We start from the raw sequence: 18,658 nt of genomic DNA, 5'->3' as shown, positions 1-18,658 counted from the left end.
CCCGACGAAACTGCGCATAACTGTTCCGCAGCTCAGTTACCCCACCCGCCCACAGCCAGCTCGCGGAGCGAAGCGGATCGGCCGACGATAGCCCACACGTCATTCATCACCTCGTCTATCACTCGACCACAGGAACGCGCCCAGCCGTTGCTGTGCGTACGGCAACGCCATCGTAGCAGCGGGATCGTTCAGCAGCCATCCCCAGCGACAAACACCCGTGCCGAACAACGAAACGCGTAGCCGCACAGCATTTGAAGCGGAGTTTGACCTTTGATCTCCTGTCAGCAATGCTGCGGAACTGCAACCCCGATTTCGTCGAGCAGTTTCTGTGCTTCGGTCGCAGCAACATGGAGTGCGTCCGCCTTGGACATGTCAGCCAGCGTTCGCTCCATTGTGCCGGCCGCATAGTTGGCGAGCATCATTTTGGAGTATGCGAGGTGCGGTTCGAGTGTGCAGGGACCTGACCAGCCAGCCGTGGCAGCATCTTCAAGAATGGCGCGGACGTCGGTGTCGCCTTGGCCCAAGGGCATGTGCTCGCCGGTCCTGCGCTGGTCTTTCAGGTGGAAGCCGTCGGTGAGGGTTTTGCACTTTTGCCACGTCATTTTTGACCCAGCATACTCGCCAAGACTGCCAGGCCGGCGAGAAGTGCGGTGGTCGTGCTGCTCAACGTCGAGATTTTTTTTGCTCGATGTGACTTGCCGCTGCGCGAAGGCCGTCGATGTCAGTACGCTGGATGCGGCTCTGCTGAACGCACGCTTCGGCTCGTGTGGTGAGCCAGGTGTCTTGGCTCACTGCGGCAACCTCCGGTAATGAAGGAACCACACCCTGCTCAACTGGCTGCAAGAGAACGAGGCCCTGCTCTGGTCGCTGACCGCCGTGAGCGTAGCGATGTTCTTCGCCACGTTGATCGCGATGCCGCTGCTGATTGCACGCCTGCCCGCCGACTACTTCACTCGCCGACCGGTGCGGGACTGGCCGGCGCGTCGGCCAGCGCTGCACCTGCTGCTGGTGGTCGCCAAGAACGGCCTGGGTGTGGTGCTGCTGCTGGCGGGGCTGGCGATGCTGGTGTTGCCCGGCCAGGGGGTGTTGACGATCTTTGTGGCGATCATGCTGCTGGATTTTCCGCGCAAACGCGATCTGGAGCGCTGGTTGATCCGTCGTCGGCCGATCTTCCGTGCCGCTAACTGGATTCGCGCCAAGCGTCACCAGCCGCCGCTGGAGCTGCCTCCGGCGGGTTTCAGGAAGCCGGGCCAACCAGGCTGATGAACGTGATCTTAGAGATGCCCGACGCGTTCGATGTGTTTGGCTCATAGAATGGTTCCTATGAGCATGAGCGCAGCGGAAGAACGTCCCCGGCGTACCGAGCCTGAGCCTTCGAGGCGGCCCGACGAAGGGGCCGTCGACCCCAGCCAGCCTTCGCCAGCGATGCGGGTGGTGGGTATTGGCGCCTCGGCCGGGGGCTTGACGGCGCTTAAGCAACTGTTTGCCACCATGCCCGAGCAGCCGGGCGCCTGTTTCGTGGTGGTGGTTCACCTCGCCGCGGATCACGAAAGCCATCTCGCGCCGCTGCTTCAGGCCAATAGCCGTATCCCCGTCCAACAGATCACGGGCGACACGTCGCTGGAAGCCAACCACGTCTACGTCATTCCGCCCGGAGCCAACATTGACGTGATCGACACGCACCTGCGGCTGTCCGATCTCGAACCGAAGCGGCTGGAGCGCGCCCCCATCGACCACTTCTTCCGCTCGCTCGCCGAGGCGCACCAGGAGCAGGCCGTCGGCGTGGTGCTCACCGGCACGGGGTCCGACGGCACGGCCGGGCTCCGGCGAATCCGCGAGCGCGGCGGGCTGACCATCGTCCAGTCGCCTGACGAAGCGGAACACGACGCCATGCCCCGCAGCGCCATCGCCGCCGGCGTGGCGGACCTGATCCTCCCGCTCGAAGAGATTCTCGCCCACATCCTCCACATCGGGCAGGCGTCGCCGCAGGTCCCCATGTCCGACGATGATCCGTTGCTCGCCGAGCAGGCCGAGAGGATGCTTCAAAATGTCCTCGCCCATGTTCGTACCCACACCGGGCACGACTTTGCGCACTACAAGCGGTCGACCATCCTCCGCCGTATCCGCCGACGCATGCAGTTGCATCGCGTGCAGCACCTGGACGACTACCTGCGCCTGCTGCAGGAGCAGGAACAGGAAATGGGGCTGCTGTTCGAGGATTTGCTGATCACCGTCACCGAGTTCTTCCGTGATCCGGAAGTCTTCGCACGCCTGGAAGCTGAGGTCATCCCCCAGTTGTTTAAGGACAAGGGCCCGGCCGACCGCGTGCGGGCGTGGTCCGTCGGCTGCGCCACCGGCGAGGAAGCCTATTCGCTGGCGATGCTTTTGATGGAAGAAGAAGCTCGCCGAGAGGTCAAGCCCAGGCAGTTGCAGGTGTTCGCCAGCGACCTGTGCGAGCCGGCGCTGCGCAAGGCAAGGGAAGGCATCTACCCCGACTCGATCGAAGGCGACGTCTCCTCAGAGCGGTTGAGCCGATTTTTCGACAAGGAAAACAGCAGCTACCGAATCCACAAGAACGTTCGTGAGCGCCTCGTTTTCGCCACACACAACATTCTGCAGGATCCGCCATTCTCCCACCTCCAGCTTATCTGCTGCCGCAATGTGCTCATCTATCTGCAACGCGATGCTCAAAAACACCTGACGTCGTTGTTTCACTATGCCCTGGACGAAGACGGCTACCTGCTGCTGGGCACGGCCGAGGCGATCGATACCGATCTGTTCATCTGCGAGAACAAGAAGTTCGGTCTGTACCGCCGACGTAGCGTCCCCGCCCACAAACCGTCGCCGTCCATCTTCCAGCCGTCCCAGAGCCACACGCTCTCGGGGCAGGCGCCCCCACCGCAAGCCAAGCCAGCCACCAGCTACGGGGCCATGCACGAAAGGGTCGTCGAACAATACGCCCCGCCCAGCATTCTGATCAACCCCGATGGCGAGGTGGTGCACTACTCCGCCCGGGCCGGGCGATACATGCAGATGCCCGGCGGCCCGCCGACCAACAACGTCTATCGGCTCGTGCCGGAACCATTGCGGCTGGAACTGCGCGCTGCTGTGCATGCCGCGCGCGATCTGGAGGCCGGTCATCGTTCACGGCCTGTCACGTTGTCGATCGCGTCGGAATTACGTGAGGTGGTCCTGCGTGTTCAGCCAATCGATCAGTCCCAGATGGCAGGCTTCTTTCTGGTGATTTTTGATGAACTGGAAAACGCTGGCGCACTGGCCGCCGAGGCCTCAAACACCCCGGCCGACGCGAACGCTCGGGAGTTGGCCTCTGAACTGGACCAGACCAAGCAACGCATGCAGGCGCTGGTCGAGGAGCACGACGCCAGCCAGGAGCGTTTACAGGCCTACAACGAGGAGCTGGTGAGCACGAACGAAGAGCTGCGCTCGACCATGGAGGAACTGGAAACCTCCAAGGAAGAGATGCAGAGCATGAACGAGGAACTCACGACACTCAATGAGGAGAACCGGCAGAAAGTTGAAGAGCTCGACCACCTCACCAGCGACCTGCACAACCTGCTCACCGCGACGAACATCGCCACGGTCTTCCTGGATCGGGAGATGCGCATCCGGCGATTTACACCCAGCATGGCCGAACTGTTCAGCATGCGCAACAGCGATCGCGGGCGCTCGCTGACCGACCTGACACACCACCTGAGCTACGATCAGCTTCAAGAGGACTTTCAAAGTGTGCTCGACCAGCTTACGCCGGTGGAGCGCGAGCTCGCTACCGAGCAGGGCCGGTGGTACCTGACTCGGCTTCAATGCTACCGCACCAGCGATGATCGCATCGAGGGTGTGGTGATCACGTTCATCGACATCACCGAGCGCAAACAGATTGAGGAGGCGATCGACAAAGCGAAGCATGTGGCGGAAGAAGTGATCAACACCGTCCGCAACCCGATGCTCGTGCTCGGGAAGAACCTGCGCGTCAAGGACACCAACGCCGCATTTGATCAGATGTTCGCCGTCGAATCGGACGAGCTCCAAGGGCAGTTGGTCTACGAGATCAACGAGGGGCACTGGGACATCCCCGAGCTGCGCCAACTGCTGGAGAACATCCTGCCCAAGAACGAAGTGATGGACGATTACGAGCTGGAGCACGACTTCCCCGGACTCGGCCCGCGAACCCTGCTCCTGAACGCACGGCGTATCGACCACCTTCAGCTCATTCTGCTCGCTATCGAGGACGTGACCGAGCGCAAGCAGGAACTGCAGGCCCTTGAGCGCTCCCGCGATGAGCTGGAGCGACTGGTAAACGAGCGGACGGTCCAACTCCGCCTGCAAACCACGCGACTACAGCACCTGGTTCGCGAGTTGGCCACAGCCGAGCAGCGGGAGCGCAAGCGGATGGCATCCATCCTGCACGACGATCTTCAGCAGTTGCTCGTGGGGATGAAGATGCAGCTCGGCCTGACCCGCAGTCAGAATCAGGATGAGGCGGTCGCCCAGACCCTGGAGCAGGTACTTCATCATCTTGACGAAGCCATCGAGACGACGCGCAGCCTCGTGCGGCAGGTGGTCCCGCAGGCGTTGTACGAAAAGGGCCTGACCCCGGCCCTGCAATGGTTAAGCGAGCAAATGTCACACCGACACAGCCTGAAGGTGCAAATCAGCGCCGACGATGCCGAGCCCGCGCTGTCCAATGAAACCAGGACGCTGCTGTTCGAAAGCATCCGCGAGATGTTATTCAACGTCGTCAAGCACGCCGGGGTCGATGAGGCGGCCGTGACGGTTCGGCCCGATCACGACCGGCTGCACGTCACAGTGAGCGACGAAGGTGTCGGCTTCGACGTCAATGCCAAGACGTTGCAGGCCGGCAGGAGCGACTTCGGCGTGTTCGCGTTAGGCGACCGCATCGAAGCACTGGGCGGGGACTGGTCGGTTGATTCCGCGCCTGGCGAGGGGACGCGGGTTCATGTCGAAGTCCCCGTCGCCGCGACCACGGAGGATCCGGCGGCTCAGGCGGTGCAGTCTCCAGGCCGGCCCCCCACCGACGGCGCGGAGCCGGCGGAGGGCGTGATCCGCGTGCTGGTCGTGGACGACCACGTGCTCGTCCGCAACGGCATCGTCACGATCCTTCACCAGACATCCCGCGTCACGGTGGTCGGGGAGGCCAACGATGGCGTTGAAGCGATCGCCGCGGTGGAGCAACTCCAGCCCGACGTTGTGCTCATGGATGTGAACATGCCCCACATGAACGGGTTCGAGGCCACGCGTGAAATACACCGCCGTTGGCCGAATATCCTCGTGATTGGTCTTTCCATGCAGAGCGAGGGCGGAGAAGCTGCCCGCGCCATGGCCGACGCCGGTGCCGCAACCTGCCTGTCCAAGTCGGATGACGCGGAGCGGATGATCGACACGATCCTGCGACTAACGCTATTGTCGTGAATCGGAAGTTCGACACAGAATCAACAGTACGAAATCCGATGAAAGATGCCGGTCCGGCGGGCGTTCATCACAGACGTGCAATACTCGGTTCGCATTGATATGCCGCAGTTGCACCATACCCAAGAGACGCTGCCATTGGTCGAAGCGGGCAGTCAACCGAAGCGAGATGAACCCATGAAATGGCAAGAACAGACCTGGCCCAGCATCGCGGCGATGGACAAGGCGACGCCGGTGGTGATTCCGCTGGGCTCGATCGAACAGCACGGCCACCACATGCCGCTATGCACCGACACGGTGCAGGTGACCGCCATCGCCGAGCGGGCCGAGGCGGCGCTGGGTGAGCGGGCGATCTTTTTGCCGCCGCTCTGGCTGGGGTCGAGTCATCATCACCTCGACTTCGCCGGCACGCTGAGCTTGAAGCCCACGCTTTACACGCAGGTCATCCAAGACCTCGCTACGTCGGTGCTGCAGGCCGGCTTCCGTCGGCTGTTCTTTCTCAACGGCCACGGCGGCAACGAAACGCCGGTGGCGCAGGCCCTGACCGAACTCTCCGATCTTCAGCCGATGGCGGCCGACGCGCTGCTCGCGTTCGCGTCGTGGTGGTCCGTCGGCAAGCCCGATGCGACGAAGCTGGGCATGCAGTCACCCGGCATCACACATGCCTGCGAGTATGAGACAAGCCTCATGCTTCATCTGCGACCGGACCTGGTGAAGCAGGACCTGGCCAGCGATGCGCCGACAATCCTCGACAGCCCCTGGCTGAAAGGTGAGAAGCGCGTCACCCTCTTCCGCCGCTTCAGCCGTATGACCGCCACCGGCAGCCTGGGCCAGCCCACTGCCGCCAGCGAAGCGAAAGGCGCATCGGTGCTCGAAGCGGTGTCCGCGGATGTGGTTGCCTTCGTCAGCGAGTTCGCCAGTTGGTCGATGCCCGAAACGCTCGGGCCGCGCTGATATGCACGGCATCACCGCCGCTTGACGAGCATCTCCGAGATGGCGTGGCGGTCAACGTCGGCTTGCGGAAACGGGTTGGCCTGAAACAGCGAGCTCATTCGTAAACCTTTCGATCCAAAGCATGCGCTTTGACGGCGTCTTCATCCAGCGCCACGCCCAGCCCCGGCCCCTCGGGCAAATATACGTGCGGCGGCTCGATCCGCAGCGGCTGCTTGAGTAAATCATGCTCCCGCACCATACGGCCGAAGATATCGCTGGGCCAGGTGCAACTCACCGCCGCCGCGGCCTGGTGCACGTACATCGCTTCGAGGATGCCCAGGTCCACCTCCGAACCATGCCAGCAGGGCAGGTTCGCCGCCGCCGCGATGCGGTCGAGTTGCGCAAAGCCCGCCAGCCCGCCGTTGAAGTTGAACCCATCCACCGCGCGATGCTGCAGCGCGAGGACGGCGTCCGACACCCGCTGGCCATGCACGATGTAAGGCAGCGACACATGCAGCACGATGCGGATCGGGCTCAACTTTCGAAGCTCCGCATACTCCGCCAGCATCCAGCGCGGAATCGGGTCTTCCAGACAAAGCACGTTGCCCACCTCGGCGAGCCTGGCGATGCGTGACCGCGCTTCGTCCGCTCGCTCCCACCGCTCGTTGGGGTCCAGCGTCACCGTCATGCCCGGCGACGCCTCGGCCACCCGCTCGCACCAGCCCACCACGTCATCGTCCAGCCCGCACTTGAGCTTCCAGTTGTCAAAGCCCTGCTTGGCGAACCGCTGCGCCATCGGCCCCATCTCGTCGACCGTGCGATGCCCCGTCCACGCACCCACCTTCACGCGATCCCGCACCGGTCCGCCGAGCAGGTCAGCCACGCGCAGGTCGTGCAGTTTCGCGTAGGCATCGGTGATCGCACACTCAAAGCCGTCATACTCCCGGCAGTGGCCGATGGGCAACTGCTGCCGATTCAGCGTCAGGATGTCCTGCCCGATCAGCGAGCGGGCGATGTTGTCGATTGTCGCCGGGGCATGATCGCGATAGCATTCGCCCAGGCCGACGATGCCGCTATCCAGCTCCAACTCAAGCATAACCTTGCTCAGCGCATCGAACTGCACCGACCACGCCGCCTGGCCGGCGACGGTGATCTTGTGCAGCGGATGATCCACACTGGGATGATTGACCGCACCCTCCTTGGCAGGCACCTTCACTTCATGAACGATGATGCGACGGATCACATTCGACTTGCTCATCAGACGAATCCCTTATCCATGGCCATGCTTGTCAGCCCGCCATCAACACGAAGCACCGTGCATCCGCATTCCCCTCTGGCTCGAGGCCGCCAAAGCCCACGTGACTCCATGTGAGACCGTCAGCGTAAACGAATCCCCCTCACCAGGGGCAGTAACGTCATGCCACCTTGCGATCACCGCCCCGCCCGCGCAGTCGGCTCGATCACTTCGCGAACATGCGTCACCCGCCGTGCCACCGTCGCCAGCGAGTCGTCCGACAGCCCCGCGAGCGCCAGCGCCGCCGCCCCCAGGCTCGTCGGCTCAGGCGTGTCGATCGTAATGATGGGCACGCCCAGCGCATCCGCCTTGATCTGCAACCACAGCCGGCTCCGCGACGCCCCGCCCACCGAGTGCACCGACAACGGCCGACGCCCGCCCTCCAGCGCCGCCACCTGACCCGACAACGCCCGCGCCACCCCCTCAAACAGCGCCCGCACCCGATGCCCGCGCGTATGCCGCGCCGCCAGTCCCTCAAACGTCGGCGTCCCCGTCCGGGCCGACTCCTCCACATCAAGCCGAAGCCCATCCGCCCCCGCCGGCACCGCCGCCGCCTCGGCCTCAAGCATCGTAAACGTCGGGTCGTCCGCCTCCGCGTTGCGCATCGCCTCAAACAGGTTCGCCGACGCCGACCCGAAGCACATCCGCCACCACAACCCCGCCCGCCACGCCGGCCCCTGGACCACGCCAGCCCCCGGCGACGCGTCAAACGACTCCGCCAGGCTCACCGTCGCCAGCACCGTCCCCGTCGTTTCGCTCAACCCCCCTACCCCCACATTGCCCGCACCCAACGCCCCTGCATACTGATCCAGACAACCCAGCATCACCCGACAATCGCTCGGCAGCCCCAGCGCCGCAGCCCGCTGCGCATCCACCACACCCAGATCCGCCCCCGCATACATCGGCGTCGGCGGCTCAAGCTCCGACAACCCCGCCGCCTCCAGCGCCCCCGCCCGCCAGCGCAACTGGTGCACATCCAGCAGCCCCGTCAACCCCGCCGCCCCCGCCTCCGTCACATGCCGCCCCGTCAGCCACCACGCCAACTGATCGCCGATCAACCGCCACTTCCGCGCCCGCCCCCACGCCTCCGGCTCATGCCGCTGCAACCACATCAGCTTCGCCACCGCAAAGTTGGGGCTCACCCCCGTCACGCCCGTCTCCTCTGCATACCCCGGCTGATCCGCCAACACCCCCACCGCCTCCGCCAACTCACTCGCCCGCCGATCCGACCACAACACAATCGGCGACACCGGCCGATCCGCCTCATCCAACAACAACACACTGTTCGTCTGCGTCGAAAACGAAATCCCCCGCAGCCGCGAAAACGCCGACGCATCCTGCTCCCGCAGCGTCGCCGACAGCTCCGCCAACACCGCCTCAAACCGCGTCGGCTCAATCTGCGCCCACCCCGGCCGCGGTGTGTCCGTCGGCGTCGGCACCCGTGCCAGCGCCAGCATCTCACCCGCATCATCAAACAAACACGCCTTGAACAGCGTCGTACCCAGATCAAACGTCAGTACAGTAGACACTGTCACATCCCTTCCATTTCAAGGTCAATCCCAGACCACCCCAAACCACCCCCCCAAACACCCCATCACTGCAACAACAAGGCTTCACAATTTAGCCGCGGGCCTTGGCCCGCGCTTTCGGCCATCCCACCACAACCGCCCTGCCCACCCCGCGAACCCCGGAATCCCCTTGACAACCGCCAATGTTCAAAGTAAACATATAATAACATGAATGAACATGTGGCGACAACCCTTTCCCCCGACCTCCGCCGCAGCCGCATCCTCGAAAAGCTCGAGGTCGCCGGCGAGCAGACGGTCGAGCAGCTCGCCGAGGCCTTCGCCGTCAGCGGCATGACCATCCGCCGCGACCTGCAAGACCTCGCCAACGACGGCCGCGTCCTCCGCACCCACGGCGGAGCCGCCCCCGCTGCCCGGATCTCCTTCGAATTCCGCTTCCTCGAACGCGCCCAGCAGCAGACACAGGCCAAGGAAGCCATCGCCGACGTCGCCGTCGGCCTCATCCAGCCCGGCCAGTCCGTCCTCCTCGACTCCAGCACCACCACCCTCGCCATCGCACGCCGACTCAAAACGCTCGGCCAGTTCACCGTCATCACCACCTCCCTCCCCATCGCCTCCGAGCTCTTCGCCGCTGAACACATCACCACCATCCTCCTCGGCGGCCAGCTCCGACACGACTCGCCCGACATGGTCGGCTCAATCACCCTGCAAAACCTCGAAACCCTCCGCGCCGACATCGCCTTCATCGGCGCCGACGCCATCGACGACGCCGGCTACGTCTACAACGTCTCGCCCGACGTCGGCGGCATGCTCGCACGCATGGCCACCGCCGCCGCAACCGCCTACAGCGTCGCCGACCACACCAAGGTCGGCCGACAGGAACTCATGCGCTTCGCACACCTGCGCGACTGGGCCGGCCTCATCACCGACAACAACCTCAACACCCAACAACGTGACAACCTCACCAACGCCGGCGTACGCGTCCTGCAACCGCCGACACACCAACCCTGACCTCAATCAACAACAAGCCAAACGAAACTTCAGTAAACACTCAGTCCACAAAGTAACGAAGCAAAGGATACCCACCATGACCGCAACCGAGTTCTCCACACTCAACTGGGCCGACGCCGACCTGAGCAAACTGCCCAACGTCGTCACCGCGCCCCCCGGCCCCAAGAGCAAGCAGTGGCACGACCGCTGCACCAAGTACTTCAAAGGGCTCTCCGGCCAAGTCAAGCTCTTCCCCGTCTCCTTCGAGTCAGGCAACGGCTGTGTCCTCCGCGACGTCGACGGCAACGAATACATCGACTTCTCCAGCGGCATCTACGTCACCACGCTGGGCCACTGCCATCCGAAAATCAGCGAAGCCATCGCCAAGCATGCCAGTACGCTGATGAACGCCCACGACTTCACCACCCCCATCAAGGCAGAGCTTTGCGAAAAGCTCGCCGAGGTGTTGCCCGGCGACCTCAACGGCTTCCAGTTCTACGACTCCGGCACGACCGCCGTCGAAGCCGGCCTCCGCGTCATGCGCGCCGCCAGCGGCAAGAACGAAATGGTCTCCTGCTACTACGACTACCACGGCAAGACCTATGGCGGCGTCAGCCTCGGACACATCCGCAGCCAGGTCTACGGCCGAGTCCGCGCACCGGGCAGCCACATGGTCCCCCGTCCCGACGAATACCGACCCATCTGGACCAAAGACGACGGAACCATCGACACCGATCAATACCTCAAGTTCTACGACCAGTACCTCGACAAAGCCACCGTCGGCGACGTCGCCGGCTTCTGCCTCGAACCCATCCAGGGCTGGGGCGGCTCGGTCATGCCGCCAGACGACTTCTTCCCCAAGCTGCGAAAGTTCTGCGACGACCGCGGCCTGCTCATGATGATCGACGAAGTGCTCGCCAGCTGGGGCCGTACCGGCAAATGGCTCTGCATGGAACACTGGGACGTCGTCCCCGACATCGTGACCATCGGCAAAGGCTTCGGCAACGGCTTCCCCGTGACCTGCGTCGCCGTCCGCGAACCGTATAAGGAAAGCTTCGAGTCCATCAGCGCCTCGTCAAGCTACGGCGGCAACCCGATGGCCTGCGCCGCGGCCCTCGCGTCCACGCAAGTCATCGAAGATGAAAAGCTCAACGACTGGGCGCTGCACCTCGGCGAGGTCGCGCTCAAGCGAATGCGACAGATGAAGCAGGAGCACAAAATCGTCGGCGACGTGCGCGCCAAGGGCTGCCTCATGGGCATCGAACTCGTCAAAGATCGCGACACCAAGGAACCGCTCGACGAAGCAGGCACGCTCGTCTATCAGAAGGCGTTCGCGCAAGGCCTCGCCTGGATTCCCGCCGGCCACATTCTTCGCATGAGCCCGCCGATCGTGATGAGCGAAAAGATGCTGCTCAAGGGCCTGGACATGATCGACGAAGCCATCGGCGAAACCGCCCGCGAACTCGGTTACGCCTGATCAACCCCCGATCCAAAGTTCCACTTCGCAGCGCGGGCTTCACGGCCCGCGCTGCCTTCCCCGACGCAAGACAACGCGGTGCCCGCGCCGCCAACAATTTAGACTGACAAAAAAGACGCGATATGAAAACGATCCGATTCGGCATCATTGGTTGTGGTTTGATGGGCAAAGAGTTCGCCAGCGCCGCAGCGCGCTGGTGTCACCTGATCGATGCACCGGCTCGGCCGGAGCTGGTTGCCATCTGCAACCGCTCCGACAAGCCGTTCGCCTGGTTCACCGAAAATTTCCCCACCATCAAACAGGTCACGCATGACTACAAAGAGCTGCTGGCCAACAAAGATGTCGACGCGGTGTACATCGCCCTGCCGCACGACATGCACGAACAGGCCTACATCGACGCGATCAAAGCGGGCAAACACCTGATGGGCGAAAAGCCTTTCGGCATTGACCGCAAGGCCAACGAAGCCATCAACGCCGTCATCGCGCAACACCCCGACGTCTTCGTCCGCTGCGTGTCGCAGTTCCCCTTCTTCCCGGCAGTGCAGCAGATCGGCGGCATGACCGACCGCGGCGAACTCGGACGCATCATCGAAGTGCAGACCGGCTTCCTGCATTCGTCCGACCTCGACGTGAACAAGCCGATCAACTGGAAACGACAGATCGCCACCAACGGCGCGTATGGCGTCATGGGCGATCTCGGCATGCACGCCTGTCACGTCCCATTGCGCGCAGGTTGGCGGCCGCTGAACGTGCGAGCCGTGCTCAACAACCTCGTCACCGAGCGTTACGAAGCCAAGGGCTCGTCAAAGAAAGTGCCTTGCGAAACCTGGGACAACGCCACCCTGCTCATCGAAGCCGAGCAGCCCGACACCCGCGACCGCTTCCCCTGGACACTGCGCACGCATCGCATCGCGCCGGGCGAGAAAAACAGTTGGTACGTTGAAGTGCTCGGCACGCAAGGCTGCGTCCGCTTCAACACCCGCAACCCCAGACAACTCGAACGTCTGCAATACACCGGCGGCGAACAAACGTGGCAACACGTGCAGACCGGTTTCGACACGGCCTACCCGACCATCACGGGCGGCATCTTCGAGTTCGGCTTCACCGACGCGATGCAACAGATGTGGGCCGCCTACCTCCACGAAATGGTCACCGGCGAAACCCCCACCCGCTTCGCCGGCTGCGTGCGACCCGAAGAGGCCGCCATCAGCCACGCCATCTTCGACGCCGCCCTCCACTCCGCCGAGGACCAGCAGACCGCCCCCATCCGCCAACCCTGATCCGCCGGGGCCGGGCCGACACCAGCCGCGCAGCGCCCCGGCCTGCCGCGCAAAATTCCGACAAAAATTCCTATTGACACACCTGTCAGGGCGATATTAAGATGCGTGGGTCTGCTGAACTTCTATCAGCAGTGATCCGCATCGCCCGCATTCCCCGCGGGCGTTGGAGGCAAACGTCGGTCGAGTGGGCATGAGTTTGTGGCACACTGCGTCAGGCTGTTTCCTGATTAACGAAATCCAACAGGTATCATCCCGTTCGGTTATCCGAACCCGCCTGTCGCAACGCCGCCGCCCTCTCGCCAACCAACCCGCCCGCAGTACGTAACCCGCGGCCGGTTGTGGATCCCCCCAGTACGACAATCTGATTTGCGTTCGCTAAGCACGTGTTGTGCTTTGTGTGATGTGTGTATGTCGGCTCCAAGCGGGTGCGTCCTCGCTTATCGTGCCGAGCACCGTCTGCCGATCGCGCCAGGCAGGTGTCTGCCGGGCGATCGCGGCCGAGACTGCGAGGCGCAGCCGACCACTGGTTGACCTGCACCATCCCACTCGTGTCTCGTGGCATCATTATTCGCATCATTTTTTCAGGAGTATCGAAACATGCAATCGAACCGTAAAGGCTTCACCCTGATCGAACTGCTCGTAGTTATTTCGATCATTGCCCTGCTCATCGGTATCCTGCTGCCCGCACTCGGCGCTGCCCGAGCCACGGCCCGCCGTATGCAGAGCAACACGCAGATCCGCGGTATCCACCAGGCCATGGTCATGTTCGCCCAGAGCAACCGCAGCAACTTCCCCGGCCTCGACGGCGATGGGAACATCGCTGGCGACACCGGCAACGGCGCGGACACGGGCGCCTTCCGCGCCGGCGCGCTCCGCGGCTCACATCCCGCCCGCCGGTACGCCGTGCTGCTCAACGGCAACTTCTTCACCCCCGAGTACATCATCAGCCCCGCCGACACCAACAAGGTGGAATGGCAAGGCAATAGCCAGGTCGTGACCCAGCCGACCAACATCAGCGCCGTCACCGACGTCTACTCCTACGCCATGCTTCAGATCGGCAACGCCGACGGCGTCAAGCGGCCCGGCCAACGCGTTCGTGAATGGAGCGAAACCCTCAACACCGAAGCCATCGTTATGGGCGACCGCGCCATGGCTCATTCGGCGACGAGCATCTACAGCGTCCACACCCGCGCCGGCAGCAACGACTGGCGCGGCGGCATGGCGAGCAACGACAACAGCGTCGCCTTCGAAACCGACCACCGCCAGCGCGCCCGCTACGGCAGCGGCGCTCTGGATACCTGGCATATGTTCGCCAACGCGGTCGGCACGGTTGACGGCACCGCCGCGGACAACGGCGGCTGGCTGACCTACTCAGGTCCGGAACAACAGTGGACCGACTGATTCGTGATCAACACGCTTGGCAACAATCAAGCATTGAACAAGCTGATCGCAAGATGATCATGTTGATCGCTTGCTGAAAAAGAAAAGGCCGACCGCACGCCATGCGGTCGGCCTTTTTAGTTATGCACACCCAATACGATCGGAACGTTTACGTTTAGCCCACGCGCCCACGCGTGGGCGCGTGGGCTAAACAATGAGCGCCAAAAGGGCGCTTCGCGTTACTCGATCTCATTGTCCGCCAACCAGCGCTCCGCGTCGATCGCGGCCTTGCAGCCCATGCCCGCCGCGGTAACCGCCTGCCGATACGTCGCGTCCGCCACGTCGCCCGCCGCGAACACGCCATCGATGTTTGTCGTCGAGCGGAAGCCGTCCTTCAGTTTGACGTAGCCCTGGTCGTCCAGCTCGATGCCCGAGCCCTCGAGAAACTGCGTCGCCGGCGTGTGGCCGATCGCGAGGAACAGCCCTTTCACATCCAGAGTCGACTCTTTGCCGGTCTTGAGATTTTTCATCTCCAGGCCCGTCACGCGTTCGTCGCCTTTGACATGCGTCACCACCGTATCCCAGACCATCTCGGCTTTGGGATTGTCGAGCACGCGATTCTGCATCACCTTGCTCGCCCGCAGCTCGGCTCGCCGGTGGATGATGTACACCTTGCTCGCGAACTTGGTCAGGTAGCTGGCCTCTTCCATCGCCGTGTCCCCGCCGCCGATCACCGCCAACGGCTGATCGCGGAAGATCGGCAGCGCGCCGTCGCACACCGCACACGCGCTCACCCCGCCGCCCGATCGCGCGAGCCGACCTTCGCTCTCCAGGCCCAGCCAGTTGGCGGTCGCGCCCGTCGCGATGATCACCGTGTGACTGCGCACCACGTCGCCGGCCGCGGTGTGCAGCTCGAACGGCCGTTTGTCGAAGTCGCAGCGCTCAATGTCTTCCGTCACGATCCGCGTGTCGAACCGCTGGGCCTGCTTCTTGAACGCGTCCATCATCTCCGGCCCGCGAATGCCCTCCGGAAAGCCGGGGTAGTTCTCCACCTCGGTCGTCAGCATCAGCTGACCGCCGGGCAGGATCAGGTCCGGGTCCTGCTTGGGCTTGCCCTCGTAGACGATCGGATCGAGGTTGGCCCGCGCCGCGTAAATCGCCGCGGTCCAGCCGGCCGGACCCGAGCCGATGATGGTGACTTTTTCGACCGGATTACCGTTATTTTTCGCATCTGAAGCCATAGTCGCCGAATTGTAACAACTCCGCGCAAAGCTGACCGAAGCGGGCCCCGCGCAGGGCAGATGCGATTGCCCCGCGCGATGCGTTGCGTGAAACGCAGTGATGTGATGGGCGAACCCGCGCCGCGCCCGCAGCGCATAAAAAAACCGTCGAGCGATGCAGATTGGATATAGAAAAAAATTAGCGAAGAATTACAGGAAATATCAAATACCGTCGCCATCGCTCGGCGGCTCAAAAGATGTGGGCCTTATGCTTGCCGGGGCAACTCTCCTTTCTGACAATAAACGCGTCACCGTCTGCACCGCTTATTGTCCAGCGCCCCCCCTCCCGGGTCAAGCTTTTTTGCTTCTTGCTAAGAGCCAACGCATCTAATCACTTATTACGCCAAGACGCCAAGACGCCAGAAAGAAAGGCAAGCCACGAAGGCACGAAGGGGATGAAGGAGGCACGAAGGGGGGAGCAAGAATCAGAAGGAAGGGGGATGACTGGGAGGGGCGGGTGTTTCGGAACAGATGCACGCTTCCCTGCCTTGCCAAAAAAAATACTCTGCCTTTCTTCGTGTTCTCTTCGTGTCTTCGTGGCAAGACGATTTGCTGTCCTTGGCGCCTTGGCGTCTTGGCGTCTTGGCGTAAAAAATCGAACGACCCAATCAGGCGAGTCGGCCCTGGCTCCTCGCTCGCGCAGGGGCCCGCCGCTTGCTCACCAGGCCGAGCAAGGTTTCCATATTCACCACATCCCAAGGCCGACCGTCGGGCGAATCTTCCTTAGCCGTTTCCAGAATCTTGGGCACGTCGCGAAACGTCGGCTCGTTGACGAACACCTTGAACCCGTCGATCCCGATGTGGCCGTGCCCGATGTGCTCATGTCGATCCACTCGGCTACCCAGCGGCGTCTTCGAGTCGTTCAAGTGCAGCACATGTACGCGATCGAGGCCGACGACGTCATCCACCTCGCGCAACACGGCCTTGGCGCCGCGTGTGGTGGTCAGGTCATACCCCGCCGCGAGGAGGTGGGCGGTATCGAGGCAGACACCCAGGCGCTCGCCCGCCTGCACGCCGTCAATGATCGTCCGCAGGTGTTCCAGGCGATGGCCCAACGTCGTGCCCTGCCCCGCGGTGATCTCCAGGCAGGTGATCACCGACGCGTCGGGCAGCTCATCGTGCAATTGATCAAACGCATCGATCACGCGCTGAAGCCCAGCCGACTCGCCCTCGCCAAGATGTGCACCGGGGTGCATCACCAGATGCGGAATCGCGAGCGCATCGCAGCGCTGCATCTCGTCGCGATACAGCGCGATCGACTTGTCGCGCGCTTCCGGCTTCGGGCTCGCAAGGTTGATCAGGTAGCTGTCATGGCTGACGACGTTGGTGATGCCCGTACTGGCCATGTGCTCCCGCCAGGCCGACACCTGCTCATCACGCAAGGGCGGCACGCGCCACTGCCGCTGATTTTTCGTGAAAACCTGCACGCACGTCATCTCGAGGCGCTGCGCCTCGATCAGGGCATGATGCATACCGCCTGCGATCGATAGATGGCTACCAAACATGTCGCCATGGTAACGACGAACCGCCCCCCGGTCGTGACGCCTCAGCCGCGCCACCGCTACTCCGTCTGCACACCCAACCGTTCCATCAGGCCGTCGAACTGCTCAAGCGAGTAGAACTCGACGCTCAGCGTGCCGCTGCCCTTCTTCCGCCCGGGCCGAATGCGGACGCGCGTCTCCAGCTGCTCTGCCAACTGCTGTTCGAGGTCCGCCAGGTACGCCGACCGCACCCGCCGTTGGCCCGCCGACGCCTCGCCCGGGTCCGTGTCGCCACCGTCCGCTTCCGTCTCCGCCAGCTTCCGCACCAGCTGCTCCACCTGCCGCACCGACAATCCCTGCCGCACCGCACGCTCAGCCACCTGCCGCTGCGCCGTAGTGTCCGATAAGCCGGCAATGGCCCGCGCCTGGCCCATCGAGAGGGTCTGAGCGAGCAGCAGCTTCTGCACATAATCATCTAAGTTTAGTAATCTCAAAGAGTTAGATACAGTCGACCGCTCCACACCCACCCGCTGGGCCACATCATCATGGCGAAGGCTGAACTGGTCGATCAGGCGTTGAAACGCCTGGGCACGCTCGATCGGGTTGAGATCTTCCCGCTGGAGGTTTTCGATCAGCGCCCATTCCGCGAGCTGCCGGTTGTCGAGTTCGCGGACGATGGCCGGCACGACATCGAGCTTCGCAAGCTGGGCCGCCCGCCAGCGTCGTTCGCCTGCCACCAGTTCATAGGCAGGCTGGCCCCCCTTCTCGCTCTCAGTCGGCCGAACCACGATCGGCTGCATGATGCCCTCGCGGGCGATCGAGTCCGCCAGTCGCTGCAATGCGCCTTCGTCGAACGTCTGCCGAGGCTGATGCGGGTTCGGCCGAATCGACTTGATCGGCAGCCGATGCAGGCCATCCGCCGCCGTCGCCGGCGCGGTTGGCTCGTCGACCGCAGCCTTGCTGGACGTGGTCTTACTGGCTTGGGTTGATTTCTCAGGCGACGACGGTGGGGCGGTCGCCCTGGCCGTATCCGTCCCTTTCGCCTCTTCCTTCACCGCGACCGGCTGGGCCATCAACGAACTCAAACCGCGACCCAACCGCGACGGACGCTTCTTCGTAGCCATAAACGAAACCTCTCACAGCAAAAAGGGAACCACCACACCACCGTATCCGCGCCAGTGTACCGCCTACCCGCCGCACCGCCAACCACACGTTCCACGTGGAACAGAGCTGCCATGGCGGTATCACGCGAGCCTTTGGTTAGTCTTAATCGCCTCACCCGCTCCCTGAATGAGAAATAACTCTGACCAGATATGTCACCATCGTCTGAAACCACCGGATATGGGCCGCCAATCATTCACACCTGCCCCTCAACGCGCGCCTCGGTCCCCAAGCCTCAAAGGGCAAGGCGATCCCGTACAACAGCGGAACCAGAGCCCTACCCATGCAACACATCCCTGCACCTCACCCCTCAACATTTCGAAACGCATCGCCAGCGATGTTCCACGTGGAACCCGATGCCGGTGAACGTCCGGGACTTACTCTGGTCCAAGCGGCGGGGAAAAGAGCTCA

13 protein-coding genes are annotated in these 18,658 nt (G+C 63.1%); 7 read left to right on the top strand and 6 right to left on the bottom strand.

What is annotated here, in order from left to right; translation table 11 throughout:
* Positions 1-281 precede the first annotated feature (281 nt).
* Positions 282-602: a hypothetical protein gene (locus ACERK3_09245; protein MFA9478479.1), complete on the bottom strand. Its 321-nt coding sequence runs from the start codon at positions 600-602 to the stop codon at positions 282-284.
* A 286-nt stretch (positions 603-888) separates the two neighbouring features.
* On the opposite strand from ACERK3_09245, the gene ACERK3_09240 reads away from it, so the two are divergent.
* The 3 genes from ACERK3_09240 to ACERK3_09230 all read left to right on the top strand — a co-directional run bounded on the left by ACERK3_09240 (position 889) and on the right by ACERK3_09230 (position 6,399).
* Positions 889-1,263, top strand: a complete 375-nt coding sequence (locus ACERK3_09240; protein MFA9478478.1) for a PGPGW domain-containing protein — start codon at positions 889-891, stop codon at positions 1,261-1,263.
* Between the two features lie 60 nt (positions 1,264-1,323).
* The gene (locus ACERK3_09235) at positions 1,324-5,448 is read left to right on the top strand and encodes a chemotaxis protein CheB (protein ID MFA9478477.1); all 4,125 of its coding nucleotides are present in this window, start codon (positions 1,324-1,326) and stop codon (positions 5,446-5,448) included.
* Positions 5,449-5,622: 174 nt separating this feature from the next.
* A complete protein-coding gene (locus ACERK3_09230; protein MFA9478476.1) occupies positions 5,623-6,399 on the top strand; it encodes a creatininase family protein in 777 nt (258 codons plus the stop codon).
* Between the two features lie 94 nt (positions 6,400-6,493).
* On the opposite strand, the gene ACERK3_09225 is transcribed toward ACERK3_09230, so the two are convergent.
* Entirely contained in the window at positions 6,494-7,636 is a 1,143-nt protein-coding gene (locus tag ACERK3_09225) for a mandelate racemase/muconate lactonizing enzyme family protein (GenBank protein MFA9478475.1), read from the bottom strand.
* Between the two features lie 173 nt (positions 7,637-7,809).
* Positions 7,810-9,207 carry an L-fuculokinase gene (locus ACERK3_09220; GenBank protein MFA9478474.1) on the bottom strand — a complete coding sequence of 466 codons (1,398 nt, stop codon included), beginning with the start codon at positions 9,205-9,207 and terminating at the stop codon, positions 7,810-7,812.
* A gap of 201 nt (positions 9,208-9,408) precedes the next feature.
* Here ACERK3_09220 and ACERK3_09215 point away from each other — a divergent pair, with 201 nt between their 5' ends.
* The 4 genes from ACERK3_09215 to ACERK3_09200 all read left to right on the top strand — a co-directional run bounded on the left by ACERK3_09215 (position 9,409) and on the right by ACERK3_09200 (position 14,346).
* Positions 9,409-10,209 (top strand): DeoR/GlpR family DNA-binding transcription regulator, encoded by an 801-nt coding sequence (locus tag ACERK3_09215; GenBank protein ID MFA9478473.1) that lies wholly within the window; start codon positions 9,409-9,411, stop codon positions 10,207-10,209.
* Between the two features lie 76 nt (positions 10,210-10,285).
* Positions 10,286-11,665, top strand: a complete 1,380-nt coding sequence (locus tag ACERK3_09210) for an aspartate aminotransferase family protein (GenBank protein ID MFA9478472.1) — start codon at positions 10,286-10,288, stop codon at positions 11,663-11,665.
* 122 nt (positions 11,666-11,787) lie between these two features.
* Positions 11,788-12,945, top strand: coding sequence for a Gfo/Idh/MocA family protein (locus ACERK3_09205; GenBank protein ID MFA9478471.1), 1,158 nt, complete (start codon positions 11,788-11,790; stop codon positions 12,943-12,945).
* Positions 12,946-13,542: 597 nt separating this feature from the next.
* Positions 13,543-14,346: a type II secretion system protein gene (locus ACERK3_09200; GenBank protein ID MFA9478470.1), complete on the top strand. Its 804-nt coding sequence runs from the start codon at positions 13,543-13,545 to the stop codon at positions 14,344-14,346.
* Positions 14,347-14,564: 218 nt separating this feature from the next.
* Here ACERK3_09200 and trxB read toward each other — a convergent pair whose 3' ends face one another.
* From trxB to ACERK3_09185, 3 genes are all read right to left on the bottom strand, one after another.
* Positions 14,565-15,566, bottom strand: coding sequence for a thioredoxin-disulfide reductase (trxB, locus tag ACERK3_09195; protein ID MFA9478469.1), 1,002 nt, complete (start codon positions 15,564-15,566; stop codon positions 14,565-14,567).
* Positions 15,567-16,213: 647 nt separating this feature from the next.
* The gene (locus ACERK3_09190; GenBank protein MFA9478468.1) at positions 16,214-17,110 is read right to left on the bottom strand and encodes a deoxyribonuclease IV; all 897 of its coding nucleotides are present in this window, start codon (positions 17,108-17,110) and stop codon (positions 16,214-16,216) included.
* Between the two features lie 56 nt (positions 17,111-17,166).
* Positions 17,167-18,210, bottom strand: a complete 1,044-nt coding sequence (locus ACERK3_09185) for a ParB/RepB/Spo0J family partition protein (GenBank protein MFA9478467.1) — start codon at positions 18,208-18,210, stop codon at positions 17,167-17,169.
* Between the last annotated feature and the right edge of the window lie 448 nt (positions 18,211-18,658).

It is taken from the genome of Phycisphaerales bacterium AB-hyl4, from assembly GCA_041821185.1.
Lineage (GTDB): Bacteria > Planctomycetota > Phycisphaerae > Phycisphaerales > Phycisphaeraceae > Natronomicrosphaera > Natronomicrosphaera hydrolytica.
This window is presented reverse-complemented; position numbering and strand designations above follow the sequence as displayed.

What these genes read in the sequence shown, in the direction of transcription:
- ACERK3_09245 (MFA9478479.1), bottom strand. Translation starts at nt 602, where the DNA reads ATGACGTGGCAAAAGTGCAAAACCCTCACCGACGGCTTCCACCTGAAA.
- ACERK3_09240 (MFA9478478.1), top strand. Translation starts at nt 889, where the DNA reads ATGTTCTTCGCCACGTTGATCGCGATGCCGCTGCTGATTGCACGCCTG.
- ACERK3_09235 (MFA9478477.1), top strand. Translation starts at nt 1,324, where the DNA reads ATGAGCATGAGCGCAGCGGAAGAACGTCCCCGGCGTACCGAGCCTGAG.
- ACERK3_09230 (MFA9478476.1), top strand. Translation starts at nt 5,623, where the DNA reads ATGAAATGGCAAGAACAGACCTGGCCCAGCATCGCGGCGATGGACAAG.
- ACERK3_09225 (MFA9478475.1), bottom strand. Translation starts at nt 7,636, where the DNA reads ATGAGCAAGTCGAATGTGATCCGTCGCATCATCGTTCATGAAGTGAAG.
- ACERK3_09215 (MFA9478473.1), top strand. Translation starts at nt 9,409, where the DNA reads ATGAATGAACATGTGGCGACAACCCTTTCCCCCGACCTCCGCCGCAGC.
- ACERK3_09210 (MFA9478472.1), top strand. Translation starts at nt 10,286, where the DNA reads ATGACCGCAACCGAGTTCTCCACACTCAACTGGGCCGACGCCGACCTG.
- ACERK3_09205 (MFA9478471.1), top strand. Translation starts at nt 11,788, where the DNA reads ATGAAAACGATCCGATTCGGCATCATTGGTTGTGGTTTGATGGGCAAA.
- ACERK3_09200 (MFA9478470.1), top strand. Translation starts at nt 13,543, where the DNA reads ATGCAATCGAACCGTAAAGGCTTCACCCTGATCGAACTGCTCGTAGTT.
- trxB (MFA9478469.1), bottom strand. Translation starts at nt 15,566, where the DNA reads ATGGCTTCAGATGCGAAAAATAACGGTAATCCGGTCGAAAAAGTCACC.
- ACERK3_09190 (MFA9478468.1), bottom strand. Translation starts at nt 17,110, where the DNA reads ATGTTTGGTAGCCATCTATCGATCGCAGGCGGTATGCATCATGCCCTG.
- ACERK3_09185 (MFA9478467.1), bottom strand. Translation starts at nt 18,210, where the DNA reads ATGGCTACGAAGAAGCGTCCGTCGCGGTTGGGTCGCGGTTTGAGTTCG.